Genomic DNA, 24538 nt, shown 5'->3' with positions numbered 1-24538 from the left:
GCTATGAAGCGCATCCCCGTTCCAGACGATTGGCAAGACCACAGTCAATCCGGCGAGTCCTACCGGGATGCGCCCGCCTTTGACGTTGAAATCGCCGGCCATGCGTTGCGTCTGCTGCCGTCGGGTGAAGATCGGTTTCGCGAACTGGTCGCGCTGATCGACAGTGCGCGGACCAGCCTCGATGTCTTCTTCTACCTGTTCCAGGGCGATTATTCGGGGAGCACAATCCGCGATGCCTTGCTGCGCGCTGCCTTGCGCGGCGTGGATGTCCACCTGATCGTCGATTCGTTCGGCAGCGATGCGCCGGCATCGTTGTTCAAGCCCTTGCAGGCAGCGGGCGGGCGCTACAGCGTTTTTTCACCCAGGCCGGGCATCCGCTATCTCATCCGCAACCACCAGAAGTTCGTGATCGTCGATGGCGAGCGCGTGATGACCGGGGGGTTCAATGTCTCGGATCACTATTTCAAGCCGCCTGAAGTGAATGGATGGTGTGACCTGGGACTTCTCGTTGAAGGCCCGGTGGTGGCGCAATTCGCAAAATGGTTTGCTCAGCTCGAAGCCTGGACAGCTGACCAGCAGGCGCAGTTCCGTTCGATCCGGCATCTGGTTCGCGACTGGGATGAAGGGGACAGCGAGGTCCAGCTTTTGCTTGGGGGGCCAACCAGGATTACCAGCGCGTGGGCAAGGCGGGTCAAGCAGGATATTGCGCGCGGGACACGGCTCGACATGGTGATGGCCTATTTCTCTCCGCCTCGCAGTATGCGCCGTCTGATCCAGCGGCTGGCAGAGCGCGGCAGAGCGCGCCTGATCATGGCAGGCAAATCTGACAACAATGCAACCATTGGTGCATCGCGCAGCCTCTATCGCAGCCTGATGCGTTCAGGGGTCGAGATCGCGGAATTCCAGCCCTGCAAGTTGCACATGAAATTGCTGGTGATCGATGACGTCAGTTATATCGGCACAGCCAATTTTGACATGCGCTCGATCCGGTTGAACCTGGAACTGATGCTGCGGATCGAAAGCGCTGAGCTGGCTGATCGTCTGCGCGAACTGATCGAGCATATGGCAGAGCATAGCGAACCGGTGACCGAGCAATGGTATCGCGAACGTGCCAGCTGGTTCAACCGGTTGCGTTGGTGGCTTGGGCGCTTTCTTGTGACCGGTGTTGATTACACCGTAACGCGGCGGCTCAATCTGGGGATTTGAGGTTTAGCCTTCGCCCCAGTCCGAATAGTCCTTCATATTGGGCGAGGTAAACTTGGTGATCTCGCTCTGGAAGTGCAGCGGAACATTGCCGGTCGAACCGTGGCGCTGTTTCGCGACGATCAGCGAAGCCCGCCCGACGAGCTCTTCATGCTTTTCCTCCCACGCCCGATACTTCTCTTTCGCATCTTCGGACGAGTTCGCATCGGGAAAGTCGGGCTTGATCGCAGCATGGTAGTAATCGCTGCGGTAGATGAACCACACCATGTCTGCATCCTGCTCGATCGAGCCCGATTCGCGCAGGTCCGACAGCATCGGGCGCTTGTCCTCACGCTGTTCCACCGCACGGCTTAACTGCGAGAGCGCGATCACCGGCACGCTGAGTTCCTTCGCGAGTGTCTTCAAACCGCGGCTGATTTCGGAGATTTCGTTGACGCGGTTATCGTTCGCCCGGCCTGAGCCTTGCAGCAGCTGTAGATAGTCGACCACGATCAGGCCGATATCGTGCCGCCGCTTGAGCCTGCGCGCGCGGGTGCGCAGCGCGGCAATGGTGAGGGCGGGGGTGTCGTCGATATAGAGCGGAAGCTCGGCGAGGCGCTGGCTGGCAAAGGATAGCTTCTGGAACTCGTCGCGGTTGAGTTTGCCCGAACGCAAAGCCTCCGAACTGATCTCCGCTTGCTCCGCCAGGATGCGCGTCGCGAGCTGATCGGCGCTCATTTCCAGGCTGAAGAAAGCGACCGGTGCGCCATAGTTGAATTCGCCGCCATCGCGCTGCCATTTCAGATGCTCTTCGGCGCAGTTAAAGGCGATATTTGTCGCGAGCGAGGTCTTGCCCATGCCGGGGCGTCCGGCGAGGATGATCAGGTCCGAATCGTGCAGACCAGCGGTCTTCTGGTCGATCGAATCGAGGCCCGTAGTCTTGCCGGACAGCCCGCCGCCTGAATTCATCGCCGCTTCGGCCATCTTGATCGCGATGAGCGATGCGTCCTTGAAACTGGAGGCTTCGCTGCCTGTGGTCGCCCCTTCGGCAACCTTGAACAGGTCCGCTTCGGCCTGCGCGATCTTGTCCATCGGGTCGACGTCTTCGGACGTGTCGAGCGCGCCTTCGACAAGCCCGCGCCCTACGCTCACCAGCTCACGCAGCAGCGCGAGGTCGTAAATCTGTGCCGCCAGTTCGCTCGCTGCAAGCAAGCCCTGCCCGTCGGCTGTGAGCTGCGCGAGATAGGTCGTACCGCCAAGCTGCCGCAACGCCTCATCGCCTTCGAAATAAGGCTTCAGCGTGACCGGGCTGGCGGTCGCATTGCGGTCGACCAGCTTGAGGATCCGATCATAGATGCGGCCGTGCAGCGCTTCGAAGAAATGGTCCGGCCTGAGCGGCGTGCGCAGCTCTTCCAGCACCCGGTTATCGATCAGGACCGCGCCGAGAAAGGCAGCCTCTGCTTCAATGTTTGAGGGCAGGCGAACACCTTGCGCTGTTACATCTTGTGCTGTGTCGGATGAGGGAAAGAGCAAATCGGTATCGGCCATAGCGGGTGTCTTTGCGCTCCGATTGCGTGTCAGTGCAAGAGCCAATGATGGCAAATTCGCCGCACTCGCTTGTGGATAGCGGGGATGGCGCATCGAATCTCTTGAACTTACAGGGGAGCTTCTGCGAAAGGCAGACCCTGACCATGGCACCACCTCCCACTCTCGATCCGCGTCAACGCATTGCGCACATCTCGCTCGATGAAGAGACGATCATCTGGCGCAATGCCGATGTCGAGCAGGAACGCCGCGTGGCGATCTTTGACCTGATCGAAGAGAACAGGTTTCGCCCGGTCCGCTCGTCAGCGCGCGGTGCAACCGGACCCTACCGGCTGAAGCTGTCGGTTCAGGACGGGCGGCTTTCGATGGATATCCAGAGCGAGGACGAACAGCCGCTTGAAACCTTGCTGATCGGACTCGCGCGCTTTCGCCGTCCGATTCGCGAGTACTTCGCGATCTGCGACAGCTATTATCAGGCGATCCGCAAGGCGACTCCGGCTGAGATCGAGACGATCGACATGGCCCGGCGCGGTATTCATGACAATGCCGCGGAGCTCCTGCTGGAGCGGCTGGATGGGAAGGTCGAGACTGACTTTGCGACCGCCCGGCGGCTCTTCACGCTGATCTGCGTCCTGCATATCAAGGGCTGAAGCGATGGCGACACGCAGGCCCAAGCAGCGTCCCTGGCGGCGCTACATTATCGCTCTGATCGCGCTGGGCGTTCTCGTGGCCACCGCCTGGTACTGGTGGACCATGCGCAGCTGGACACCCTCTGAAGCGGACTACCCCGACCAGGGCATCGCGCTTGCCATGGGTCAGCGCGATGTGAACTTTCCGACTGTGCGCGCGCTTGGGGGCAAGTTCGTCTATTTCGCGATCGGCCCCTACGGTGCTCCGCGCGATACAGGGCTGGCCGATGCAATGGCCGATGCGCGGCAGGCTGGCTTGCAGATTGGTGCAGTCATCACTTTCGACCCTTGCGCCAAGGCAGACCCGCAATCCTCGCGCTTTGTTACCATGGTTGCGCGCGACACCGCTCTGTTGCCCGCTGCAATCGAACTGGAGACGGGCGGCGAGAACTGCCCCGAAGCCGTGAGTGATGCCGCGATAGAAAGCGAATTGATGACGCTCATCAACCAGATCGAGCGTCATTCGGGCAAGCCGGTGATTCTCAAGCTTTCACGCGCTTTTGAGGAACGCTACCGGCTTTCCGGCTCGCTCTCGCGCGATCTGTGGGTGGTGGGAGACCGGATCGCACCGCGCTATGCTGCGCGGCCATGGCTGCTATGGAGTGCCAACACCTCCCGGCATATGGAGACCGCAGCAGAGCCGGTTGAATGGGTGGTGGTCCAGCCCTGACGGCTAATCTGGAAGGAGAGGACAGCGATGAGCTTGAATGATCTGGACAAGGCCCTGATCGAAGCGGCACGGATTGCTGCGGCATCGTCCTATTCGCCCTATTCCGACTATCCGGTGGGCGCAGCGCTGCGGTTCGCGGATGGCACAATCATCACCGGCACCAATATCGAGAACGCAAGCTATGGCCTCGGGCTGTGTGCAGAGACCGTCGCGGTCGCCAAGGCGATGGCGGATGGCAGGCGCGGCGAACTGGAAGCAGTCGCTGTCTCAGGGCCGGAGAAGCGCGGAGACGGCGCGCCGATCACACCGTGCGGCCGCTGCCGTCAGGTGCTGAATGAGCTTGCCGCACTGGGTGGGACCGATCCGCGTATTCTGTGTGTCGGCAATGACGAAGTGCGCGAAGCCCGGCTGTCCGAACTGTTACCGCACGCCTTCGGGCCAGCGCATCTCGATTAAGTCGCTGCGTTTGGCCGTCAGCCTTCGTCGGCTTCCAGATATTCCAGCAGCGCCGCGAGGCAATCCCGCGCGAGCAGCTTGCAGCGCTCCGGGCTCCAGCCTTGCTCAGGCTCCGGCGCGCTGGCGAGGTCTTTGTACGGCATTTCCAGCGTCATCGCGGTGCAGTGGAACCGCTCGGCCACCTGATTGGTGCTGATGGATAGATTGGCCTTGCCTGCAGGCGTTTTGGGATAGCCGAGCTTGGTCTGGAAGTCGGGTGTGCGGCGGTCGAGGATCCGCTGATAGCGATAATATTGCTCGCCAAACGCATCGCTCCAGCTGGGGATGCCTTCATATCCCGCGAGGAACACCGCAGGGATCGCTTCATCGCCATGGACATCCATCGCGAAATCGACGCCGACCTCGTCCATCCGGCCCAGGATTGCGAGCACTTCAGGCGACTTCTCCGCGCTTGGATTGTCCCATTCGCGGTTGAGGTTCGTGCCGATCGCATTGGTGCGCAGATGCCCCCGCCGTGAACCATCGGGATTGCAATTGGGCACGATATAGAACCGGCATTTCTCGCGCAGCGCGCGCGCCACCGGATCGGTGGGATCGGTGAGGCACTCCAGCGCGCCTTCCATCCACCATTCGGCCTGCGTTTCGCCCGGATGCTGTCGGGCGTAGAGCCACACGTTTGTCTCGCCCGTTCCCATCTCCAGGCTGTCGAGCGGCTGACCGTCGAGGGTTGTTCCAAGGCGCACCAGATCAACGCCTTCGCTGGCCGCCGCTTCAGCGACCAGGTCGTGATGGCGGTCCATCGAGTAAGGCGCGAAATAGGCGAAATAGGCGATATCGCTGGCCGGCGTGTAGCGAATGGTCAGTGTACCGTCCGCCTCGTCCTTGTCGAAGCTGCTTGCCGCGCGCGCCCAGTATTCGCGGTCTTCCGAAACGCAGGCATCATAGCCCGGCCACCCACCCGGATAGGCAGAATGGTTGAGGCCTGTCAGCTTCAAGGTGAGCTCACGGTCTTTTCCGCCGGTAACGCGAAAGTGAAACCACTGGGCGAATTCGGACATGCGATCCTTGGGGATCGTCAGCGTCGCGCTGGCGCCCGCAATCCGTTCGATGCCGATATTGCCACTGTCGAACTCGGCATCGATGAATATGTCGTTCACTGGGAAACCTTTACCTCTATCGTTTCGCCGTTGCCGCCAGGGAATTCCTGGAACAGCGCATCAGCAACAACATCGGCATTGGCCGCAGGCTGAGCGAGCGGATGATCGGGGCCGACTTCGAACCTCGCGCGGCCTTCCCACAAGACCGCATTGGACGCAACATTGCGGATGACCACGGCCATTTCCGTGCCCAGCCGCTCGCTGCTGCCGCCGCCGCCCAGATTGAAGCCGAGACCAATTCCTACGCCTGAACGATATCCGCCGGTCGAACCGCCGACACCCACGCTGACGGGGCCGCGGCGATTATCGTCGCCTTCCAGCACGAAGCGTTCAAGGCGCACTTCGGCGATATGATTCGCGCCATCGCGTCCGCTTTCAGCATAGCCGAGCTGCGCGAGTTCGCGCGCCACTGCCGCCTTGTAGGGCGCAAGCTCCAATGACCCTTCGCTTTTTCCTTGCGCTGCGGGTGCGTCGACGACGAAGATCGCGCCCTGGCCCAACTGGGCAAGGCTGTCCGTCTGGTGGAACCGTGTCACTTCAACCGGGCTGGGCGGAGCGGTGGTGGCACATGCCGCGAGCGGAAGAGCGAGAGCGATGCTTAAGAGTGTCTTCTTCATGTCAGTCATGTGCACCTCATTGTGTTACGCAAAGCCTAAACCAGACCGATCAGAAGTGCGAGTCTGCTTGACCTTCTTGCCACCCGGATGTAGTGGGCCGCCTTGAAATTCCGCGCGTCGGACCGATTCCGGCGCGTCTTTTATTTTGAAGAGCAAGATCCATGAAAATTCGCAACAGCCTCAAATCGCTCAAAGGTCGTCACCGCGATTGCCGCGTTATTCGCCGTCGTGGCCGGACCTATGTGATCAACAAGACCAACCGTCGTTTCAAGGCGCGTCAGGGTTAAGGTGGTGAGTGCCGTCAGTCTGTTCTGACGGCGTTCGCAGCATCGGCGCATGAAACAATCCTGGGCCTGCCGCCTTGAGGGTGAGCGGGCCTTTGACGTTTCAAAGGGACAGGCTTTTTGGCACAGGCCGGAGAAATCCAAGCGGTTGTGTTCGATGTTGGTCGAGTCATCGTCCAGTGGGAATTGCGCGCGCTCTTTTCCAAGCTGATTGACGATGATGCGGAGCTGGATTGGTTTCTAGCGCATGTCGTGACCGAAGAATGGCACTTTCAGCACGATGCCGGGCGTCAGCTTGGTGACATGGTGCCGGAACGCCAGGCCGAGTTCCCGCGCTATGCAGAGCACATTGCGGCCTATGCTACGCGCTTCCTCGAAACGGTGCCTGGGCCTATCCCCGGCACGGCTGCCCTGATTGATGCACTTGCCGAGCGCGGGGTGCCGCTCTTTGCCATCACGAATTTCGGCGCGGAGTTCTGGCAGATGTTTCGCCCGACTCAGCCGGTGCTCGATCACTTTCGCGATATCGTGGTGTCAGGCGAAGAGAAGCTCGCCAAGCCGGACCCGGCGGTCTTTCAGCTGGCTGCCGAACGATTCGGCTTCGCCCCGCAGACCATGTTGTTCATCGATGACAATGCCGCGAACATCGCTTCTGCCGAGGCACTTGGCTGGCATGTCCATCATTTCACGAACGCCGATGCATTGGAGCGCGACCTGCTCAAGCGCTCGCTGATCTGAGACAAAGAAAACCCCCCGGCGCCGTTGGGGACAATGCGCCGGGGGCACGAGGGCTTGAGCCCTCAGTCCACCCGCTGTGGAGAGTTGCCGGGTGGGGGGAAGGTCGATCGGCTCAATTGCCGTTGCATTTCGCCAGGCGTTCTTCGGCCAGCTGTTCACCCTTGGTGGTGAAGCTGACGATCTCGCCAAACTCGCGATTGAGGCCGCGGCAAATGCGTAGCGGGCGTGCATTGCCCTTGTTGGCAACGCAGGTGGTGCCCTTGCATGACCATGCGACACCGCTTGCCACCGCACGATCATCACTCGCAGGGGCCGCGAGTTCAGCGGTGTAGTAAGCGGCTGAGTTCGCCATTGCCGGGGCAGGGGCGGTGAGTACGCCGAAGGTGATGCCGGTGTAAGCCAGTGCGAGTACGAATACGCCCAGACGTCCGGCGTGGGGGATGGAGAGGGTCATCATGCGTCCTTTCAATATTTGGGCCGAGAGAGGGTGCAGGGGTTGGCCCGGATTTTCGTGCGGCTGGCATTCGCTGAAATCAGTTTCAATTGAATACCAGTTGCGAATCACTACCTACTCATGTAAGTTTTAAGTTGCAACCAAAAACTGAAATTAATTTTCAGAACGGTCTGGGCCTGTGCAGAGGCGCTTTGCACAACAGAAATTCCGCGTTAAATAGGTTGCAGGAAGAGGACTCAAATTATGGGCGACATTCGGGAACCGCTGAGCGAACTTGTTGAATGCGGCTTGCCGCAAGCGCTTGAAGTCATGGGTGAACGCTGGTCCTTCATGATCCTGCGCGCCAGCTTCAACGGCTTGCATCACTTCGAGGAATTCCTGAGCGAGCTGGGCATCGCCCGCAATATCCTGTCGAACCGGCTCGCCAAGCTGGTCGAGCATGGCATCCTGAAACGTGAACCTTGCGCCGATGATCGCCGCAAGATCGAATACCGCCTGACCGAAAAGGGCTTCGACCTGCTCCCCGCCATGCTCGCGCTGCGCCAATGGGGCCAGAAGTACGGCGCGGAATTCGTTGAAGACCCGGTTCTGGTCGACGAAGCGGATCGCTTGCCGATCGGCCCGGTTTCGATCCTTGCCCATGATGGCCGCATCCTGAACCACAAGGACCTCTGGCTAGTGAAGCGCGAGAATGTAGGAAAGCGCGCTGATGGCTCGATCGCCGCGGCTCGCGGTGAGCTCCGGCGCGGCGATGTTGTCGACCTTGACCAAGCGCGCAAAGCGGCTGGCTGAGCTTCATTCCTAAACCCGGCGGAAATTCCACGCCGCATTCAGCACGAAGATGAAGAGGCCCGCGATGACGGAGACGAGCACGCGCGCCACCAGATAATTGATCGGTGTCAGCGCAAGCAGCACCGCCATCAGCGCCATGGTAAGCGCGAGGCCAATCCCGCCATTGATGAGGAACAGCGCATATCCGCTCGCAACCCCGCGCGTTGTTCCACGGAATATCCACGCGCGCCCCAGCATGTAATGCAAGCTGTTCGCCACCGCGAAGCCAATCCCGGAGGCGGGCACTTCGTCCATCCCTCCCTGCTCGACCAGCAGCCACAAGACACCCAATCCGACGAGGAACACTCCGCTGCTGACAATCGTGTTGCGCACCAGCATCCAGCCGACCCGCACCCGCAGCAGCCGAGCGATGAGGCTGCCCCTTCCTGTGTCCGGAGGCAGCTCTGCCTGCGGGATCGGCGCAGTCACGCGATTGCCGCTCCAGCGCTTGCCGGCTTCAACCGTTCGGCATAACGGTCAGGGTCCGCTTCGCCATCGTCCGCCCAGTTCGTCCGCCGCTTCACAAACGGGTTGAGGAACAGGATCGGCAGCTTGAGAAATAGCAGTTCGGAGTGAATGAAGCCGTCGACCATCCGCTCCCACCATCTCGGCTCGCGCCGCGCATGGGCTGCAAGCCAGCGGTCATAGGGTGCCCAATGGCTCGGCTCGTCGCGGTGGATCACTTCGAAAATCCGCACCAGTGCCGGGTCAGAGCGGACATGACTGTTCGCGAGCAGAATTTCGACTTGCTTGAAGCCGCGCTGTTCCGTGAGCGAGATGACCCGGCACAGCCGCTCAAACAGTTCGTCGCGTGCGATCACGGCTTCGGTATCGAGCTTGTCGATTGGCGTGCCGAACATGATCTCGATGAAACGGTCGATATGGCCGAAAGAGCGGTCGAGACGCATCGGACGCTTGCCCTTGAGTTCGAACCAGCGTTTGAACATGACGTAATGCTTGCGTTCATCCGCGCGGTGTTTCTCGATGAGCCCGACCAAGGGATCATCCGGTTCGCAGCGTGCCCGCACCGCCACCAGCACCCGGTCGAGAGCGGTGTACCCGCGATGCTCGTTGTAGATGTAGATCGACCCCAGCAGGTCGAGATAGCGGCGGCGGTACCAGTTCAGCATGTGCGACTCTCCCAAGGCATCACGATACCTCAGGTGATGACTTTCACCAAGTTGAGCGCGGCCAGGCGAGCGAATGTTGGTTACACATGTTACACAGTCCTGGGAGAGATTCTTGCGGACGGTATTGGCACGCCAAGGTTTTGAGACAGCTTGGAAATTCGCAGCAGCCATGCGCAAGAGCTTAGCCTGGACATGCGGCTGTAGGACAGGATGAAGGAGATGTCCGCAAACGACCCAATTGCAGCCAGTCGAAGGTAAACTTGCTTTTGCGGATTGAAGGACGCATTTGTGGCCGAAGATGGAGCCGATTTGACACTACTAATGAAAGAGGCCTTAGCGTCAGCAATATTGAAAAGGCGAAAATCTCAAATGACACGATTCAATCCAAGCTACGTGACCGCGGTCGCAGAGCAGCTATCATTTGTGAGCGCCTTCCTGGGAGGTGTGTCGGCTACCATATTAGTGACTATCGTAGTTTTCGCAGACACAAAAAAGTCGGTAAATTGGATAATTGCTGCATCGGCACTAGCGGCTTGCAGCCTGCTGATCGCGGTTGTTGCCTCATGGCGGCTAATCATACTTTTGAATCCAGATACGCCAGTAGCATTTGATTCAACAATAATAGCAATTCTGTGGGTGAGCATGTTGCTTGGTTACGGCTTAGGTTTTCTGAGCCTAATTGCTTGCATTGGGCTATCTGGATGGATTCGTTCGAGAAAGACAGGTTTAATTACGACTGGTATGGCTTTGCTCTCGGTGCTGTTCTTTGTGTTGGCGACACCATTTGGGATTTGGAGTTAGGATTGCTCGCGGCCGATCAACCAGAAGAGCGGGTCAGCTTTTCTTCAGGAACGCGCGATTTCACATACGCCTAATTATCATTCTTGGGACCCTGCAAGAGTCGCATTTCGAATGTCCGGTTCCCACCCCACATTAGGAGATTCACACGCTAGGCCCGCGGTGCTTGCCTGCGGTAGCTCAGCGCTTCGGCGATGTGGATACGGGTGACCCGCTCTGATCCGGCCAGATCAGCAATTGTCCGTGCCACGCGCAGCATCCGGGTATAGCCGCGCGCGGACAGCCGCATGGCGTCTGCGGCCTGCATCAGAAGCATTCTTCCCGATTCGTCAGGCGCGGCCCAACGCTCCAACGCTTCGCCGTTGAGCTCCGCATTGCTGCGCGCGCCGCATGTCTTGCCGCGCTCGGTCTGGATCGCGCGGGCCCTGGCCACTCGTGCGGCCACTTCAGCGGAGCCCTCTCCGGCCGGGGGCAAGGCCATGTCGGCAGCGCTCACCGGATCGACTTCGACGTGCAGATCGATCCGGTCGAGCATCGGGCCGGACACCTTGCTCTGGTAATCTGCTGCACAGCGCGGCGCCCGAGAGCAAGCGAGCGCCGGATCGCCCAGATGGCCGCAGCGGCACGGGTTCATCGCTGCAATAAGCTGGACGCGCGCGGGGAAGGTCACATGCGCATTGGCGCGCGCGACATCGACGCTGCCGGTCTCGAGCGGCTGCCTGAGCGAGTCGAGCACAGGCCGCTGGAACTCCGGCAGCTCGTCGAGGAACAAGACGCCCAGATGCGCCAGGCTCACTTCGCCGGGGCGCACCTTCAGGCCCCCGCCGGTGAGCGCCGCCATGCTGGCGGAATGGTGGGGTGCCCGGAAAGGCCGCGCGCGGCTGATCCGCCCGCCTTCGAGCGTGCCCGCGACCGAGGCGACCATGGAGACTTCGAGCGCTTCCGACGGGGTGAGTTCAGGCAGGATACCGGGCAAGCAGCTCGCAAGCAGGCTTTTGCCCGCTCCCGGCGGCCCGATCATCAGCATATTGTGTCCGCCGGCCGCGGCAATCTCCAGCGCGCGCTTGGCGGTTTCCTGACCTTTGACCTGCTTCAGGTCAGCCGCTGGCGGTGCAGGATCTACCGCGCCCCGCTCAGGCTCAGGTAGGCGCTGGGTCCCTTTGAGATGATTGAGCAGGCTGACGAGGTCGGGCGCTGCGAGCACGGGCACGCCGCTCGCCCATTTGGCCTCCGCCCCTTGCACAGCCGGGCAGATCAGCCCGCATTCCTCCGTGCTCGCATGGAGCGCGGCGAGCAGCACGCCGGGCGAGGCCACGATCCGCCCATCGAGCGCCAGCTCTCCTACCGCGAGCCAGTCCGTCAGTTGCTCTGCATCGGTCACGCCCATCGCAGCGAGCAAGGCCAGCGCAATCGGCAGATCGTAATGCGATCCGTCCTTGGGCAGGTCAGCGGGCGAAAGGTTGATGGTGATCCGCTTGGGCGGCAGCGCCAGGCCCATGGCGGCGAGCGCGGATTGCACCCGCTCACGGCTCTCGCTGACCGCCTTGTCCGGCAGGCCGACGATCCCGAAGCGCGGCAAGCCCGGGGCGACCTGGCATTGCACCTCCACGCTGCGCGCTTCCAGCCCGAGATAGGCAACAGTCCTGACCAATGCGACCACGCGGCGAAGGGCCCTCCCGTGCCTGTCCGATACGTATTTCTCCCTGTTCGTGAGCGCCAGTTTTGTCGAGCGGTCCGCGAGTGATAACAGGATTGTAATCAGCGTGGTCGAGATGATCAGATTCGGCGCGCACTGCGCTGCACAATATCTTGACTCATTGCCCCCCTTCGCTTAACCGCGCGCTCGATACGGCGGTCGCTTATAGGCTGAACAGCTTGAAGGCCGCCCTTTTTGTTGGTGAGCCGCCGCGTTTGGCGGATTGGCCAGATGAATTATTCGAGGACGATATGAAGCGGACATTCCAGCCCAGCAATCTCGTGCGTGCGCGTCGCCACGGTTTCTTTGCTCGCAAGAAGACCCCCGGTGGCCGTAAGGTCCTGCGCGCGCGTCGCAAGCGTGGCCGCAAGACCCTTTGTGCTTAATTAGAATTTCGCGACGCCCATCCGGGCGCGCGATATCCTCGCTTTGCGGGCAGGCAAGCTGCCCTCGCTGCGGACGGCCGCGCCAACTTTTCGGCGGCCTTGCGGGCTCCCACTGGGAGCCCGTTTCGCGTATGAGCATCGCATGATCGAGGTCCTTACCAAGCGCGCCGATTTTCTGGCAGCGAACCGGGGCCTGCGCGTTGCACGCCCCGGTTTCGTGCTTCTGGCCCACCCCAATCAGGGCAAGGGCACGCGTTTTGGCATCACTGTCACCAAGAAGGTCGGCAATGCCGTGGTGCGCAACCGGATGAAGCGGCGGTTTCGCGAGTTGCTGCGCGAGGCTTTGCCGGAGCAGGGGCTGCCCGATCACGACCATGTGCTGATCGGCCGCGATGGCGGCATCGAGCGCGACTTTCAGGCCATGCGCGAGGAGCTGTCCATGGCGCTTCAGCGTGCCCGTGAAGGGAAAGGCGATCCCAGGCGTCCGCCGCGGCGCGGCAACCGCAAGCCCGCGCGAAAATGAAGCAGGTTATGATCCTCATCGCCCGCGCCTGGCAGCTCGGCCCGAGCCGGATTATTCCGCCGACCTGCCGCTATTCCCCGTCCTGCAGCGAGTACGCGATTCAGGCGCTGCAAAAATACGGTGCGATCAAGGGTGGATGGATGGCTTTCAAGCGGCTAATGCGGTGTCATCCCTGGGGCGGGCACGGACACGATCCGGTACCTTGACCCTTCACATCACAACTGTAGTGCATAACTAATACAGCATTGGGTATCGGATCTCATCTTGGACAATCAGCGTAACCTGTTGCTCGCCGTAGCGCTTTCCGGTCTGCTCATCCTCGGATGGGATATGGCCATGCGTTATTTCTATCCCGAGGCTTCGCTTGCGGGGGCCGACCCGGTCGAGCAGACCGTGGCAGAGGCTGCGCCCGGCGCTGCGCCTGTTGCGTCTGGCACGATCGGAGAAGAGATCGCACCTGCCGGCCCGGTTGATCTGGCAAGCGCGCTAGCCTCGCCGCAGCGCGTAAAGATCGATGCACCGCGCGTCGAAGGCTCCATCAATCTGGTGGGTGCGCGGATCGATGATATCGAGCTCAAGGATCACCGCGCCACGATCGACAAGGACAGCCGCCCGGTGCAGCTGCTTTCGCCGCAAGGGACCGAAGGCCAGTATTTCGCTCAGTTCGGCTGGATCGGGCAGGGTGTGACGCTGCCTGATGCGCAGACCTTGTGGACCGCCGATGGCGAGGCTCTGACCGCGACAACGCCGCTCACGCTTAGCTATGACAACGGCGAGGGTCAGACCTTCTCGATCAAGCTTTCGATTGACGAGAATTACATGCTCACGGCCGAGCAGAACGTGACCAATTCAGGCGCTGGTCCGGTGGTCGTTCAGCCTTACGGCCTGATCAACCGCAACACGGCCAATGCCAGCCCGAGCACGTTTAACGCGCATTCGGGTCCGATCGGGACTTTCGGCGATGCCGTTGATTACAGCGTCGACTATGAAGACCTGGTGGAAGATGGCCCCTACGCGCCGGAAGACGGGCCGGTTCACTGGGTTGGATTCACCGACATCTATTGGCTCAGCGCGATGATCCCGCAGGGCGATGCGCAGGCAACGCCAGGCTTCCGTTCGCTGGGCGATGACCAGTTCCGTGCAGACATGATCTACGCTCCGGTGACTGTCCCTGCAGGTTCAACCGCTTCGCAGTCCACCCTGCTGTTCGCAGGCGCCAAGGAAAGCGTGGTGCTGGACCAGTATCGCGACAACCTCGGCATCGAGAAGTTCGGCAAGGCGATCGACTGGGGCTGGTTCGAGTGGTTCGTAAAGCCGATGGTCTGGCTGCTGCGCACGCTTTACGAATTCGCTGGCAATTTCGGCGTCGCGATCATCCTGCTGACTATCATCATTCGCGGTCTGATGTTCCCGATTGCGAACAAGCAGTTTGCGAGCATGGCCGCGATGAAAGCCGTCCAGCCCAAGATGAAGGCGCTGCAGGAACGCTACAAGGACGACAAGCCCAAGCTCCAGCAGGAGATGATGAAGCTCTACAAGGATGAAGGCGTCAATCCGCTGGCCGGATGCTTGCCCATTCTGATCCAGATTCCGATCTTCTTCGCGCTCTACAAGGCGCTGATCCTGGCGATCGATATGCGCCACAAGCCGTTTGCGCTATGGATCGAAGACTTGTCTGCGCCCGATCCGGCCAAGATCCTGAACCTGTTCGGCTTGCTGCCGTTCGATCCGCCCGGCTTCCTTGGCATCGGCATTCTTGCAGTGCTGCTCGGTATTACCATGTGGCTGACTTTCAAGCTGAACCCGACCGCGATGGACCCGGTCCAGCAGCAGATCTTCAACTTCATGCCGTGGATCCTGATGTTCGTGATGGCGCCGTTTGCAGCAGGCTTGCTGCTTTACTGGGTAACCTCGAACATCCTCACGCTCGCACAGCAGACCTATCTTTATTCCAAGCATCCGCAGCTGAAAGCGGCGGCGGAAAAAGAGAAAGCAGACAAGGCGCGCGCGGCAGAGCGTGAGAAGAAGGGTTGAGCGTGACCGCTCCTGACCTTTCCGAGGAAGAACAGCGCGAACAGCGCCGCCGCGAGGAGGATGCCGCTCGCCTGTTTTCAGGCCGGGTCGAATTCCTGCTGTCTGCGCCGCAACTGAAATTCCTGCCCGAGCCAACCATGCCGGAGATCGCCTTTTGCGGGCGCTCGAACGTAGGGAAATCCTCACTGCTGAACGCCATCACAGGGCGCAAGGCGATTGCCCGCGCATCCGTCACACCGGGCCGCACGCAGGAACTCAACTTCTTCGAAGTCGGCGATCCAGGCCTCTTCCGCCTGGTCGATATGCCGGGCTATGGCTTTGCCAAGGCTCCGGTGGCCGTGGTCGAAAAGTGGAAGAAGCTCGTGCGGTCTTACTTGCGCGGCCGGCAGATATTGAACCGCACGCTGGTGCTGGTCGATAGCCGCCACGGCCTCAAGGATGTCGACCGCGAGATGATGACCATGCTGGACGAGGCGGCAGTCGGCTACCGCGTGGTGCTGACCAAGGCGGACAAGATCAAGAAGTCAGAGCTGGACAAGACGGTCGCAAAAGTCGCGGAAGAAGCGAAGAAGCACATCGCAGCCTTTCCTCATCTGCACGTGACCAGCAGCGAGAAGGGCATGGGCATCGCGGAATTGCGCGCGGCGGTTGTGCAGGACGCTTTGGGGTAGCGGTCGATGGCCGCAACCGGGCTGACAAGCATATATCAGACTAATCCATGCATTTTGAGCGTTTGGAGTTGCATGGTGAAAACACTCCGCATAGCTAGGAACGATGTTGACTAAAAGAGTTCGCCCGTCGCTGGCCTTTCTGTTTTTGGCACTCTTCGGGCTGATGCTGGCCTCCTGTGGAGACCGGATTGCCGAGACTGAGAAGGCCGCTCAGGAAGGCATCCTCCTGATCGGCAACGGCTCAGAGCCCAAGGGCCTCGATCCCCACCTTGTGACTGGCGTTCCTGAGAGCCAGATCATCGGCGCTCTGCTGGAAGGTCTGATCGCCCGGCATCCGACCAACGATCTTGAGCCTGAGCCAGGCATGGCCGAAAGATGGGATCACAACGAAGACTATTCGGTTTGGACCTTCTACATTCGCGACGCCAAATGGAGCAATGGCGATCCGGTTCTCGCGACCGACTTTGTCTATAGCTGGAAACGCATTCTCAGCCCTGCCCTTGGCGCTGAATATGCCCCGATGCTCTATGTGATCCAGAATGCGGAAGCGTTCAATCGCGGTGAGATCGAAGACTTCGAAAAAGTAGGGGTGAAAGCGCTCGACGACAAAACGCTGCAAGTCACCTTGCAGGGTTCCACGCCTCATTTCCTCTCAATGATCAAGCATACCAGCTATTCCCCCGTCAATCCGCGCGCGGTGGAAGAACACGGCGGAATGACCGATCGGCAGAGCGGATGGTCGACGCTGGATAACTATGTGGCCAACGGGCCGTTCAAGCTGAAGCGCTGGGTCACCAACCAGGTGATCGAGGTCGAGCGAAATCCCAATTACTGGGATGCCAAGACGGTGCGGCTTAATGGCATCCGCTTCTACCCGGTCGACAACGCCAGCACGGAAGAGACCATGTTCCGTAACGATCGGCTGCACATGACCAATACCGTCAATCCCGACAAGATCGCCTTCTTCAAGGAGATCATGCCTGAGGAAATGACGATTTCGCCCTATCTTGGCTCATATTTTTACCGGCTCAATGTCACGCGAGAGCCGTTTACCGATGTGCGCGTACGACGTGCGCTCGCTTTGGCAATCGACAAGAAGTTGCTGGTTGAACGGGTAACCAAGGGCGGTCAGGCTCCGGCGACCGGTTTTGTGCCGGAAGGCATTCCGGGATATGCCGCGTCTACCACTGTCCAGTTTGACCCGGACGAGGCGCGCCGCCTGCTTGCCGATGCTGGCTATCCCGGTGGGAAAGGCTTTCCCAAGGTGGAAATCATGATCAATACCAGCGAGGCTCACCGCAAGATTGCCGAGGCCATCCAGGCATTGTGGAGAGAAGAACTTGGCATCACGGTCGGGATCTACAACCAGGAATGGAAAGTCTACCTGGATAGCATGACCAACCTCGATTACGAGATTGCGCGTTCGGCCTGGATTGGGGACTTCGTTTATCCGTCGACCTTTACCGACATGTTCACCACCGGCAACGGCAATAACGATACCGGCTGGAGCAATGCGCGTTACGATCAGCTTGTCGCTCGTTCGCGCGTGGTCGATAGTGAGGACGAACGCATGGCGATCTTCCGTGAATCCGAGGATCTCCTGCTCCAAGAAATGCCGATCATTCCGATCTACTGGTATACCCGCGTCTACCTTAAGGATACGAGAGTGCATGGGTGGCATCCCAAGCTCCTCGATAATCACAATTACAAATATGTCTGGCTGGAGCCCAAGGGCGATACAAGCAAAGAGTAGCAGCAAAATGAGGAACGCAACGGGTCCTATGGCCAAATCATGTTGAAATTCATCGCCATGCGCCTGCTGCAGGGTGTGCTCGTCTTGCTGGGCATCTATGCCGTGACCTTTGTTCTGGTCGCGGCAACCCCCGGCAGTCCGTTCAGCTCCGAACGGGCAATCGCGCCGGAGATACTCGCGCAGATCGAAGCGTTCTATGGCTATGACAAGCCGCTGGGCGAACGCTTTGTGACGTCGCTGGGAAATGTCCTCCAGGGAGAGTTTGGCCCTTCTGCAGTGTACGCCAATCGCACAGTGACGCAGATAATTGGCGAAAGTTTTCCTGTTTCACTGACGCTCGGCTCGATCTCATTGGTGCTCGCCCTGGTGCTCGGGATTCCGGCGGGGATACTGGCGGCGGTAAAGCGTAATACCTGGCTCGATTATGTTCCCATGTCGGTATCGATGGCCGGGATTTGCCTGCCGACATTCGTCATGGGTCCGCTGCTGGCGCTTGTGTTTGGCCTCATTCTGCAATGGCTGCCGGTGGCAGGTTGGTACGGGCCGGAATTCATGATCCTGCCGGCCACCACGCTGGGCCTCTATTACGCAGCATATTTCGCGCGCCTGACGCGTGGCGGCATGCTGGAAATGCTCAATCAGGACTGGGTCCGCACCGCCCGCGCCAAGGGCGTGAAGGAAAGTACGATCATCTGGAAGCACTGCCTCAAGGGCGGCATGATCCCGGCGATCACCTTCCTTGGCCCGGCCCTTGCCGGCATTATCTCCGGTTCCTTTGTGGTCGAGACGATCTTCCAGATTCCCGGCCTTGGACAATGGTTCGTGCGTGCTGCGCTCAACCGGGACGATTTCCTAGTACTGGGACTGACCGTGCTGTTTGCCGCGATGATTGTGCTAATGAATCTGCTGGTCGACATCGTGCAGGTCGCACTTAACCCACGGCTGAAATATGACTAATTCATCCATCGAAACCACTCCGGTCATCGCGGTAGAGGAGCTTGTCGAAGGCTCCTCATTGTGGAAGGACGCCTGGGCGAGGCTGAGGAAGAACAAGCTCGCCGTCGGCAGCCTGTTCGTCTTCATCTTCATCTGCCTGTTCTGCGTCGTGGGGCCATTCCTTTCGCCTTACGATGCCAATGCGCAGGACCTGTTCGCAGGGGCGGAAGGCCCTTCGGCGGAACATTGGTTCGGCACGGACACGCTGGGCCGCGACCTGATGGTGCGCGTCATGGAAGGGGGCCGAATTTCGTTGCTGGTCGGTCTTGTGGCGACTGTCGTCGCGCTCGCGATCGGTGTGATCTATGGCGCCACCGCCGGCTATATCGGCGGCAAAGTCGATGCTTCGATGATGCGGTTTGTGGATCTGCTCTATGCGCTTCCGTTCACGATCTTCGTGATCCTGCTGATGGTCGCTTTCGGGCGTTCCCTGTGGCTCATGTTCGTAGCCATCGGTTGCGTAGAATGGCTTTCGATGGCGCGTATCGTGCGCTCCGGCGTTCTGAGCCTGAAAAAGCAGGAATTCGTCGAGGCGGCTGTTTCGCTTGGCTATTCTCACCGGCGCATCATTGTGCGTCACCTTATACCCAATGTCCTTGGCCCCGTGATCGTGATCGCGACCCTGACGGTTCCCGCGGTGATGTTGCTCGAGGCGTTTCTCAGCTTCCTCGGCCTCGGCGTTCAGCCGCCCAATGCATCCTGGGGCGTGCTGATCAACGAAGGGCAGGCCAATATGGAAATCTACCCATGGCTGCTGCTGTTTCCGGCGGTCTTTTTCGCAGTCACCCTTTTCTGCCTTAACTTCATTGGCGACGGGCTGCGCGATGCGCTGGATCCCAAGAGCGCCAAGGATTGACCTGATGCCCCTGCTCGAAGTCGACAACCTCACGACCTATTTTCACACCCGCGACGGCGTTGTCCGTGCTGTCGACGGTGTCAGCTTCTCGCTTGATCGCGGGGAGACGCTTGGCATTGTGGGCGAGTCCGGCTCTGGCAAGTCGGTAACCTGCTATTCGTTGATGCGCCTGATCCCCGAGCCGCCAGGCAGGATCGAGCGCGGGACTGCGGTGTTTGATGGGCGGGACCTGCTGCAAATGTCCCCGAAAGAACTGCGCAAGGTGCGGGGCAACCGGATCGGCATGATCTTCCAGGACCCGATGACTTCGCTCAATCCGTACCTGCGAATTTCCACCCAGCTTATCGAAGCCCTGCAGACCCACCGGGACGTCGACAAGAAAGCTGCGCTTCACAAGGCGATCGAGGCGCTGGAGGAAGTTGGCATTCCCGGTGCCAGCGAGCGTGTCTTCAGCTATCCGCACGAGTTTTCCGGCGGCATGCGCCAGCGTGTCATGATCGCGATGGCTCTTATCACAGAGCCGGATCTGCTGATTGCGGATGAGCCCACGACAGCACTGGATGTGACGGTGCAGGCGCAGATCATGGACATCATCAAGCAGCGCCAGAATGATCTCGGAACTGCGGTGATCCTCGTGACGCACGACCTCGGCGTGGTCGCCGGTTCCTGCGACAAGGTCCTCGTCATGTATGGTGGGCGCGAGATGGAAAGCGGTTCGGTCGAGCAGATCTTCTATCAGCCGCGCCATCCCTATACCCGGGCCCTGCAAAAGACGATCCCGTCGCTTCAGGAAAAGGGACAAGACCTGTTCACCATCCCAGGACTTCCGCCTGACGTATCCAAGCCGATCGAAGGCTGTGCCTTCCACCCCCGCTGTCCTTATCCGAAGATCGGCAATCCGATTGGCGAGCGTCCGCAGCTCAGGGAGATCGAGCCAGGCCATTGCTGGTCTGCATGTGGTTTTTGTGACAGCAGCGCCCCCATTGAAACCGTTCTTGCCAAGGCAGACGAACTGACCGCAGACATCAAGGCCGCAGACATCAAGGATGGTGATGCATGAGCAAGTTGGTCGGTGACCCGCAGAAAGACTTTCTCGTCCTTGAGGATGTGAAGATGCATTTCGACATGGGCAAGACGCTGCTGACCCGCCAAAGCAAAGGGGTGGTGAAGGCAGTCGACGGTATCTCGTTGACGATCCGCAAGGGCGAGATTCTGGGCCTCGTCGGTGAATCCGGCTGCGGCAAGTCGACGCTCAGCCGCACGATCATGCAGCTGCTGCGCCCCACCTCGGGCCACATCTGGCTCAATGGGCGCGACCTGACCGAAATTTCCGACAAGGACATCCGAAGCCAGCGGATCAACTTTCAGATGATCTTTCAGGATCCCTATGCCTCGCTCAACCCGCGCATGACTGTGCTTGATACGCTGGGCGAGGCGGTCAGAACCCGCCATCCCGAGCTTACGGGCGATGCGCTGCGCGCGCGAGTTGCAGAACTGCTTCGCACGGTCGGCATGAATCCCTTCCAGATGAAGCGCTATCCGCACGAATTCTCCGGTGGACAGCGTCAGCGCGTCGCCATTGCGCGCGCCTTGGCGCCTGAGCCCGATCTGATCATCGCAGACGAGCCGGTTTCTGCGCTCGATGTGTCAATCCAGTCCCAGATCCTCAATCTCTTGAAGCGCCTCACGCGTGATCTCGGGCTGACCATGATCTTCATCTCGCACGACTTGTCGGTGGTGCGGTATATCTCGGACCGGATAGCAGTGATGTATCTTGGCAAGCTGATCGAGCTGGGTGAAGCTGAAGCCATCGTGGACAACCCGCTCCATATCTACACCAAGGCGCTCATGAGCGCGATCCCCGAGCCGGATCCGAATGCAGAGCGCAATCGCCACCGGATCGTACTTCAAGGTGATCCGCCATCACCCATGCGTCCACCAGAAGGTTGCAAATTCTGGCCAAGAAGCCCCGTCGAGCATGACGCGCGCATGAAACAGGAAGAGCCCCCTTTCGAAGAACTCACTCCCGGCCATTGGGTGTCGAACTGTCCATTCTGCACTGGCGCTGCGGAGTGACCGAGTAGCCCGCTTTCGAGGCAGGAAGTGGGCGCTTCTGAGGCTCTGGCCCTGACTCTAATTCGCCCTGACTCTAATTCGCCCTGACTCTAATTCGCGAAAATCATCGCATCATCGGCGAAGGCCTTGAACTCCAGCGCATTACCGGCCGGATCGCGGAAGAACATCGTTGCCTGCTCTCCGATCTCGCCTTTGAAGCGCACGGTCGGCTCGATCACGAACTCGGTCCCTGCCGCTTCCAATCGCTCGGCCAGAGCCTCCCATTGCTCCATCGTCAGCACGATGCCGAAATGCGGCACGGGCACGTCGTGCTTGTCGACCGGATTGCTCAAGCGGTCACCTGCTCCATCGGGAGAGACATGCGCGACAAGCTGATGCCCGAAGAAATTGAAATCGACCCAGTGGTCGGAATGACGGCCTTCCTCGCATCCCATGACTTCGCCGTAGAAGGCGCGCGCCCTGGCAAGATCGTCAACCGGAAAAGCAAGATGGAACGGGCGCAAGGTCATGGCAGTTATCCCTGATAGAAGGCCGCGCAACCTGTTCAGGCTCGACAGCCAATTACTGAATAACTACGGCAGGGCTTACAGACAATGCCTGAAGCGCAATTGGTGGAGCGTGCAGTCCCAATGAAACTCATCATCGGCAACAAGAATTATTCCAGCTGGTCGCTGCGCGGCTGGCTCGCGGCCAAGCAATCCGGCCTCCATTTCGAGGAGCTGATCGTCAACATCGGCGGTGAGGAGTGGGATCAGGTCAAGCGATCCAATGGCGAATTCCAGCCTTCGCACGGCAAGGTCCCGATCCTGTGGGACGATGAGACAGTGGTGTGGGATAGCCTCGCGATCATGGAGTATCTTGCCGACAAGGTCGGGCGCGACCGCTTCTGGCCCAAGGATGAAAGCGCACGCGGCATGGCGCGTGCCATGGTCGCGGAGATGCACAGCTCCTACCTCCCGCTGCGCCGCGAATGCCCGATGAATGTGCGCGCCCGCGTAACGCTGAGCAGTCTCAGTGAAGACGCCCAGCACAACATCGTTCGCATTCTCGGCCTGTGGGCAGAGGCGCGTGCGCGCCACGGGCAGGGCGGTCCGTTCCTGTTCGGCACCTTTGGCGCGGCGGACATCTTCTACGCGCCGATTGTCAGCCGCTTCGTCACCTATGGCATCGCGGTGCCCGGATTTGCGCAGACCTACATGCAGGCGATCTGGGAGCACGACTGGATGCAGGACTGGATCAAGGCGTCGGAGGACGAGCAGTGGGTGATCGAACAGTTCGAAATGGAAAGCGCATAGACGTCAAGGAATGCGGGAAGTCGGGTAGGGCGTGCCATCCTTGCGAAAATAGCCATCGTCTCTGAAGACCATGTCAATATCGGGATATTCGCCGCGATCTTCTTCGCGCGGGCCGCCGCTGATCGCCACAAAGACGCAATCTTCGTGAGAGCGATTCTGCAGGTGATGGCCGTTTTTGTCTCCTGCGGGCCAGGCAAGCACGTCGCCAGCGCGCACAATGGTCTCGCCATCATCTTCGACCAACACGGCCTCGCCTGCGATCATCACCACCAGCTCGTCCTGCGCCGCATGCCAGTGCCGCTGGCTCGACCAGGCACCGGGCTTAAGCACGACATGGCTCGCGCCCAGTTTGGTGAGGCCCGAATGCGGGGCAAGGCGGCGATACCAGCGCCCTTGGACCTCTGTGTCAAAAGGGGGAGGATAGCCGGTCGCGTTGGATTGTTCGATTGCATCAAGATCAAGCTTGGGCATTGGGGGATACTCCTGCTAATCGGCGCATCATGACCGAAGTTCTTGACCTCGCCAATCGCTTGATTTCAGCAGAAAGCGTGACGCCCGCGACCGGCGCGGTGTTCGACGCGATGGAAGCGATGCTGACCCCGCTCGGCTTTGCAGTGCACCGTTTCACGCGCGGCGATGGCGAGGCCGGCAGCGACGAAGCGCCGGTCGAGAACCTCTTCGCGATCCGCAAGGGTCCGGAAGGCTCAAAGCATTTCGCTTTTGCCGGGCATCTCGACGTCGTGCCTCCGGGTGATGGCTGGGAGAGCGCGCCATTCGAGCCCGAGATCAGGGGCGACCTGCTCTACGGCAGAGGCGCGGTCGACATGAAAGGCGCAATAGCCGCGATGGTCGCGGGTGTGGCAGATGTTCCCGCCGATGCTGGCACGATCAGTTTCATCATCACCGGCGATGAAGAAGGCCCTGCGCTCCACGGAACGCGCGCGCTTATCGACTATATGAACGAGGCTGGCATCCAGCCGGACCTGTGCCTTGTGGGGGAGCCGACCAGCGTCAACCGGCTGGGTGACATGATGAAGATCGGGCGGCGCGGCTCGGTCAATATCTGGCTGGAGGTCGAAGGGACGCAGGGCCATGTCGCTTACCCGCACCTCGCGGACAATCCGCTGCCCAAGCTGACCGCGATCCTGTCTGAACTTGACGCGTGGACCTTGGATGCAGGTACGGACTGGTTCCAGCCTTCGAACCTTGAAATCACGCATATTGCCGCGATCAACCCGGCGCATAACGTGATCCCTGCGAAGGCTGAAGCGCGCATTTCGATCCGCTTCAACGATCTGCATTCCGGCAATTCGCTGTCTGAGAGAGTGTCAGCGATTGCCAAAAAGCATGGCGGAAGGGCGCGGCCCATAATCTCGGGCGAACCGTTCCTGACTGAGCCGGGCGCATTCTCTCAGATGATAGCGAGCGCAATCGAGGCGGAGACCGGGATCAAGCCAGAGGCATCGACCACGGGCGGCACGTCTGACGCGCGGTTCCTGCGCAGTGTATGCCCGGTGATCGAGTTCGGCCTGTGCAATGCGACGATGCACAAGCGCGATGAAGCGGTTGCGGTTGAGGACCTTGGGACGCTCGCTCGCATCTATAACCGCATTGCATTGGCCGCGCTCAAGAGTTGACTGTTCCTTTCGTCATTGCGAGCGTAAGCGAAGCAATCCAGTTGGGGGACTGGCCAAATGGAGC

General features: G+C 60.0%; 29 protein-coding genes. 20 read left to right on the top strand and 9 right to left on the bottom strand.

All coding sequences use genetic code 11. From position 1 onward, the window contains the following. Positions 1–3 precede the first annotated feature (3 nt). On the top strand, positions 4–1206 hold the full coding sequence (locus tag ACG9DO_RS01430; protein ID WP_394729936.1) for a phosphatidylserine/phosphatidylglycerophosphate/cardiolipin synthase family protein: 1203 nt from the start codon (positions 4–6) through the stop codon (positions 1204–1206). Positions 1207–1209: 3 nt separating this feature from the next. Here ACG9DO_RS01430 and ACG9DO_RS01425 read toward each other — a convergent pair whose 3' ends face one another. Then, entirely contained in the window at positions 1210–2730 is a 1521-nt protein-coding gene (locus ACG9DO_RS01425; protein ID WP_394729935.1) for a replicative DNA helicase, read from the bottom strand. 143 nt (positions 2731–2873) lie between these two features. On the opposite strand from ACG9DO_RS01425, the gene ACG9DO_RS01420 reads away from it, so the two are divergent. The 3 genes from ACG9DO_RS01420 to ACG9DO_RS01410 are packed head-to-tail and all read left to right on the top strand — an operon-like array spanning position 2874 to position 4542. Continuing rightward, entirely contained in the window at positions 2874–3377 is a 504-nt protein-coding gene (locus tag ACG9DO_RS01420; RefSeq protein ID WP_394729934.1) for a UPF0262 family protein, read from the top strand. A gap of 4 nt (positions 3378–3381) precedes the next feature. Next, on the top strand, positions 3382–4086 hold the full coding sequence (locus ACG9DO_RS01415) for a glycoside hydrolase family 25 protein (protein WP_394729933.1): 705 nt from the start codon (positions 3382–3384) through the stop codon (positions 4084–4086). Positions 4087–4113: 27 nt separating this feature from the next. Further along, positions 4114–4542: a cytidine deaminase gene (locus ACG9DO_RS01410; RefSeq protein ID WP_394729932.1), complete on the top strand. Its 429-nt coding sequence runs from the start codon at positions 4114–4116 to the stop codon at positions 4540–4542. 17 nt (positions 4543–4559) lie between these two features. On the opposite strand, the gene ACG9DO_RS01405 is transcribed toward ACG9DO_RS01410, so the two are convergent. Together ACG9DO_RS01405 and ACG9DO_RS01400 are read right to left on the bottom strand one after the other, a co-directional pair. Beyond that, positions 4560–5699, bottom strand: coding sequence for a M14-type cytosolic carboxypeptidase (locus ACG9DO_RS01405; RefSeq protein WP_394729931.1), 1140 nt, complete (start codon positions 5697–5699; stop codon positions 4560–4562). Continuing rightward, on the bottom strand, positions 5696–6325 hold the full coding sequence (locus tag ACG9DO_RS01400) for a hypothetical protein (protein ID WP_394729930.1): 630 nt from the start codon (positions 6323–6325) through the stop codon (positions 5696–5698). Before ACG9DO_RS01400 ends, ACG9DO_RS01405 begins: the two co-directional genes overlap by 4 nt. 152 nt (positions 6326–6477) lie before the next feature. Here ACG9DO_RS01400 and ykgO point away from each other — a divergent pair, with 152 nt between their 5' ends. Beyond that, entirely contained in the window at positions 6478–6603 is a 126-nt protein-coding gene (ykgO, locus tag ACG9DO_RS01395) for a type B 50S ribosomal protein L36 (RefSeq protein WP_050599643.1), read from the top strand. 117 nt (positions 6604–6720) lie between these two features. Next, entirely contained in the window at positions 6721–7338 is a 618-nt protein-coding gene (locus ACG9DO_RS01390) for an HAD family hydrolase (protein WP_394729929.1), read from the top strand. 112 nt (positions 7339–7450) lie between these two features. Here ACG9DO_RS01390 and ACG9DO_RS01385 read toward each other — a convergent pair whose 3' ends face one another. Next, on the bottom strand, positions 7451–7795 hold the full coding sequence (locus ACG9DO_RS01385) for a CC_3452 family protein (protein WP_394729928.1): 345 nt from the start codon (positions 7793–7795) through the stop codon (positions 7451–7453). A gap of 240 nt (positions 7796–8035) precedes the next feature. On the opposite strand from ACG9DO_RS01385, the gene ACG9DO_RS01380 reads away from it, so the two are divergent. Beyond that, positions 8036–8584: a winged helix-turn-helix transcriptional regulator gene (locus ACG9DO_RS01380; RefSeq protein ID WP_394729927.1), complete on the top strand. Its 549-nt coding sequence runs from the start codon at positions 8036–8038 to the stop codon at positions 8582–8584. A gap of 9 nt (positions 8585–8593) precedes the next feature. Here ACG9DO_RS01380 and ACG9DO_RS01375 read toward each other — a convergent pair whose 3' ends face one another. Then, the gene (locus ACG9DO_RS01375) at positions 8594–9052 is read right to left on the bottom strand and encodes a GtrA family protein (protein WP_394729926.1); all 459 of its coding nucleotides are present in this window, start codon (positions 9050–9052) and stop codon (positions 8594–8596) included. Then, on the bottom strand, positions 9049–9753 hold the full coding sequence (locus tag ACG9DO_RS01370; RefSeq protein ID WP_394729924.1) for a ferritin-like domain-containing protein: 705 nt from the start codon (positions 9751–9753) through the stop codon (positions 9049–9051). The genes ACG9DO_RS01375 and ACG9DO_RS01370 overlap by 4 nt, the downstream gene beginning before the upstream one ends. A 273-nt stretch (positions 9754–10026) precedes the next feature. On the opposite strand from ACG9DO_RS01370, the gene ACG9DO_RS01365 reads away from it, so the two are divergent. Further along, positions 10027–10554 (top strand): hypothetical protein, encoded by a 528-nt coding sequence (locus ACG9DO_RS01365; protein ID WP_394729922.1) that lies wholly within the window; start codon positions 10027–10029, stop codon positions 10552–10554. A gap of 148 nt (positions 10555–10702) precedes the next feature. On the opposite strand, the gene ACG9DO_RS01360 is transcribed toward ACG9DO_RS01365, so the two are convergent. Continuing rightward, a complete protein-coding gene (locus ACG9DO_RS01360; protein WP_394729920.1) occupies positions 10703–12211 on the bottom strand; it encodes a YifB family Mg chelatase-like AAA ATPase in 1509 nt (502 codons plus the stop codon). Positions 12212–12498: 287 nt separating this feature from the next. Between ACG9DO_RS01360 and rpmH the strand changes: the two genes are divergently transcribed. From rpmH to ACG9DO_RS01310, 10 genes are all read left to right on the top strand, one after another. Then, a complete protein-coding gene (gene rpmH / locus ACG9DO_RS01355) occupies positions 12499–12633 on the top strand; it encodes a 50S ribosomal protein L34 (protein ID WP_394731161.1) in 135 nt (44 codons plus the stop codon). Positions 12634–12775: 142 nt separating this feature from the next. Beyond that, positions 12776–13156 carry a ribonuclease P protein component gene (gene rnpA / locus ACG9DO_RS01350; RefSeq protein ID WP_394729918.1) on the top strand — a complete coding sequence of 127 codons (381 nt, stop codon included), beginning with the start codon at positions 12776–12778 and terminating at the stop codon, positions 13154–13156. Further along, the gene (gene yidD / locus ACG9DO_RS01345) at positions 13153–13362 is read left to right on the top strand and encodes a membrane protein insertion efficiency factor YidD (protein WP_394729916.1); all 210 of its coding nucleotides are present in this window, start codon (positions 13153–13155) and stop codon (positions 13360–13362) included. Before rnpA ends, yidD begins: the two co-directional genes overlap by 4 nt. Positions 13363–13420: 58 nt before the next feature. Beyond that, on the top strand, positions 13421–15190 hold the full coding sequence (gene yidC / locus ACG9DO_RS01340) for a membrane protein insertase YidC (RefSeq protein WP_394729914.1): 1770 nt from the start codon (positions 13421–13423) through the stop codon (positions 15188–15190). A 2-nt stretch (positions 15191–15192) separates the two neighbouring features. After that, a complete protein-coding gene (gene yihA, locus ACG9DO_RS01335) occupies positions 15193–15861 on the top strand; it encodes a ribosome biogenesis GTP-binding protein YihA/YsxC (protein WP_394729912.1) in 669 nt (222 codons plus the stop codon). Positions 15862–15964: 103 nt separating this feature from the next. Beyond that, entirely contained in the window at positions 15965–17614 is a 1650-nt protein-coding gene (locus ACG9DO_RS01330; RefSeq protein WP_394729910.1) for a peptide ABC transporter substrate-binding protein, read from the top strand. Positions 17615–17653: 39 nt separating this feature from the next. Continuing rightward, a complete protein-coding gene (locus ACG9DO_RS01325) occupies positions 17654–18571 on the top strand; it encodes an ABC transporter permease (protein WP_394729908.1) in 918 nt (305 codons plus the stop codon). Further along, on the top strand, positions 18564–19466 hold the full coding sequence (locus ACG9DO_RS01320) for an ABC transporter permease (protein WP_394729906.1): 903 nt from the start codon (positions 18564–18566) through the stop codon (positions 19464–19466). The genes ACG9DO_RS01325 and ACG9DO_RS01320 overlap by 8 nt, the downstream gene beginning before the upstream one ends. A gap of 4 nt (positions 19467–19470) precedes the next feature. Next, positions 19471–20526, top strand: coding sequence for an ABC transporter ATP-binding protein (locus ACG9DO_RS01315; protein ID WP_394729903.1), 1056 nt, complete (start codon positions 19471–19473; stop codon positions 20524–20526). Continuing rightward, positions 20523–21542 (top strand): ABC transporter ATP-binding protein, encoded by a 1020-nt coding sequence (locus ACG9DO_RS01310; RefSeq protein ID WP_394729901.1) that lies wholly within the window; start codon positions 20523–20525, stop codon positions 21540–21542. The genes ACG9DO_RS01315 and ACG9DO_RS01310 overlap by 4 nt, the downstream gene beginning before the upstream one ends. An 89-nt stretch (positions 21543–21631) precedes the next feature. On the opposite strand, the gene ACG9DO_RS01305 is transcribed toward ACG9DO_RS01310, so the two are convergent. Further along, positions 21632–22051: a VOC family protein gene (locus ACG9DO_RS01305; protein WP_394729899.1), complete on the bottom strand. Its 420-nt coding sequence runs from the start codon at positions 22049–22051 to the stop codon at positions 21632–21634. 120 nt (positions 22052–22171) lie between these two features. On the opposite strand from ACG9DO_RS01305, the gene ACG9DO_RS01300 reads away from it, so the two are divergent. Next, complete coding sequence (locus ACG9DO_RS01300) at positions 22172–22837, top strand: glutathione S-transferase family protein (RefSeq protein WP_394729897.1); 666 nt, start codon at positions 22172–22174, stop codon at positions 22835–22837. 3 nt (positions 22838–22840) lie between these two features. Here the strand turns inward: ACG9DO_RS01300 and ACG9DO_RS01295 are convergent, their stop codons facing one another. After that, the gene (locus tag ACG9DO_RS01295) at positions 22841–23308 is read right to left on the bottom strand and encodes a cupin domain-containing protein (RefSeq protein ID WP_394729895.1); all 468 of its coding nucleotides are present in this window, start codon (positions 23306–23308) and stop codon (positions 22841–22843) included. Positions 23309–23337: 29 nt separating this feature from the next. Between ACG9DO_RS01295 and dapE the strand changes: the two genes are divergently transcribed. After that, positions 23338–24474 (top strand): succinyl-diaminopimelate desuccinylase, encoded by a 1137-nt coding sequence (gene dapE / locus ACG9DO_RS01290; RefSeq protein ID WP_394729893.1) that lies wholly within the window; start codon positions 23338–23340, stop codon positions 24472–24474. Positions 24475–24538: the final 64 nt, after the last annotated feature.

This window comes from Altererythrobacter sp. GH1-8 (assembly GCF_043702085.1).
Classification (GTDB): domain Bacteria; phylum Pseudomonadota; class Alphaproteobacteria; order Sphingomonadales; family Sphingomonadaceae; genus Erythrobacter.
The sequence above is the reverse complement of the archived record's forward strand: the minus strand, read 5'-3'. Positions and strand labels throughout refer to the sequence as shown.

Bases quoted from the DNA above. Each gene is read 5' to 3' on its own strand.
- ACG9DO_RS01415 (WP_394729933.1), top strand. From the start codon at position 3,382: ATGGCGACACGCAGGCCCAAGCAGCGTCCCTGGCGGCGCTACATTATC.
- ACG9DO_RS01370 (WP_394729924.1), bottom strand. From the start codon at position 9,753: ATGCTGAACTGGTACCGCCGCCGCTATCTCGACCTGCTGGGGTCGATC.
- ACG9DO_RS01330 (WP_394729910.1), top strand. From the start codon at position 15,965: ATGTTGACTAAAAGAGTTCGCCCGTCGCTGGCCTTTCTGTTTTTGGCA.
- ACG9DO_RS01320 (WP_394729906.1), top strand. From the start codon at position 18,564: ATGACTAATTCATCCATCGAAACCACTCCGGTCATCGCGGTAGAGGAG.
- ACG9DO_RS01425 (WP_394729935.1), bottom strand. From the start codon at position 2,730: ATGGCCGATACCGATTTGCTCTTTCCCTCATCCGACACAGCACAAGAT.
- ykgO (WP_050599643.1), top strand. From the start codon at position 6,478: ATGAAAATTCGCAACAGCCTCAAATCGCTCAAAGGTCGTCACCGCGAT.
- ACG9DO_RS01315 (WP_394729903.1), top strand. From the start codon at position 19,471: ATGCCCCTGCTCGAAGTCGACAACCTCACGACCTATTTTCACACCCGC.
- ACG9DO_RS01310 (WP_394729901.1), top strand. From the start codon at position 20,523: ATGAGCAAGTTGGTCGGTGACCCGCAGAAAGACTTTCTCGTCCTTGAG.
- ACG9DO_RS01420 (WP_394729934.1), top strand. From the start codon at position 2,874: ATGGCACCACCTCCCACTCTCGATCCGCGTCAACGCATTGCGCACATC.
- rpmH (WP_394731161.1), top strand. From the start codon at position 12,499: ATGAAGCGGACATTCCAGCCCAGCAATCTCGTGCGTGCGCGTCGCCAC.
- ACG9DO_RS01300 (WP_394729897.1), top strand. From the start codon at position 22,172: ATGAAACTCATCATCGGCAACAAGAATTATTCCAGCTGGTCGCTGCGC.
- rnpA (WP_394729918.1), top strand. From the start codon at position 12,776: ATGATCGAGGTCCTTACCAAGCGCGCCGATTTTCTGGCAGCGAACCGG.
- ACG9DO_RS01295 (WP_394729895.1), bottom strand. From the start codon at position 23,308: ATGCCCAAGCTTGATCTTGATGCAATCGAACAATCCAACGCGACCGGC.
- ACG9DO_RS01430 (WP_394729936.1), top strand. From the start codon at position 4: ATGAAGCGCATCCCCGTTCCAGACGATTGGCAAGACCACAGTCAATCC.
- ACG9DO_RS01385 (WP_394729928.1), bottom strand. From the start codon at position 7,795: ATGATGACCCTCTCCATCCCCCACGCCGGACGTCTGGGCGTATTCGTA.
- ACG9DO_RS01380 (WP_394729927.1), top strand. From the start codon at position 8,036: ATGGGCGACATTCGGGAACCGCTGAGCGAACTTGTTGAATGCGGCTTG.
- ACG9DO_RS01400 (WP_394729930.1), bottom strand. From the start codon at position 6,325: ATGACTGACATGAAGAAGACACTCTTAAGCATCGCTCTCGCTCTTCCG.
- dapE (WP_394729893.1), top strand. From the start codon at position 23,338: ATGACCGAAGTTCTTGACCTCGCCAATCGCTTGATTTCAGCAGAAAGC.
- ACG9DO_RS01305 (WP_394729899.1), bottom strand. From the start codon at position 22,051: ATGACCTTGCGCCCGTTCCATCTTGCTTTTCCGGTTGACGATCTTGCC.
- yidD (WP_394729916.1), top strand. From the start codon at position 13,153: ATGAAGCAGGTTATGATCCTCATCGCCCGCGCCTGGCAGCTCGGCCCG.
- ACG9DO_RS01410 (WP_394729932.1), top strand. From the start codon at position 4,114: ATGAGCTTGAATGATCTGGACAAGGCCCTGATCGAAGCGGCACGGATT.
- ACG9DO_RS01325 (WP_394729908.1), top strand. From the start codon at position 17,654: ATGTTGAAATTCATCGCCATGCGCCTGCTGCAGGGTGTGCTCGTCTTG.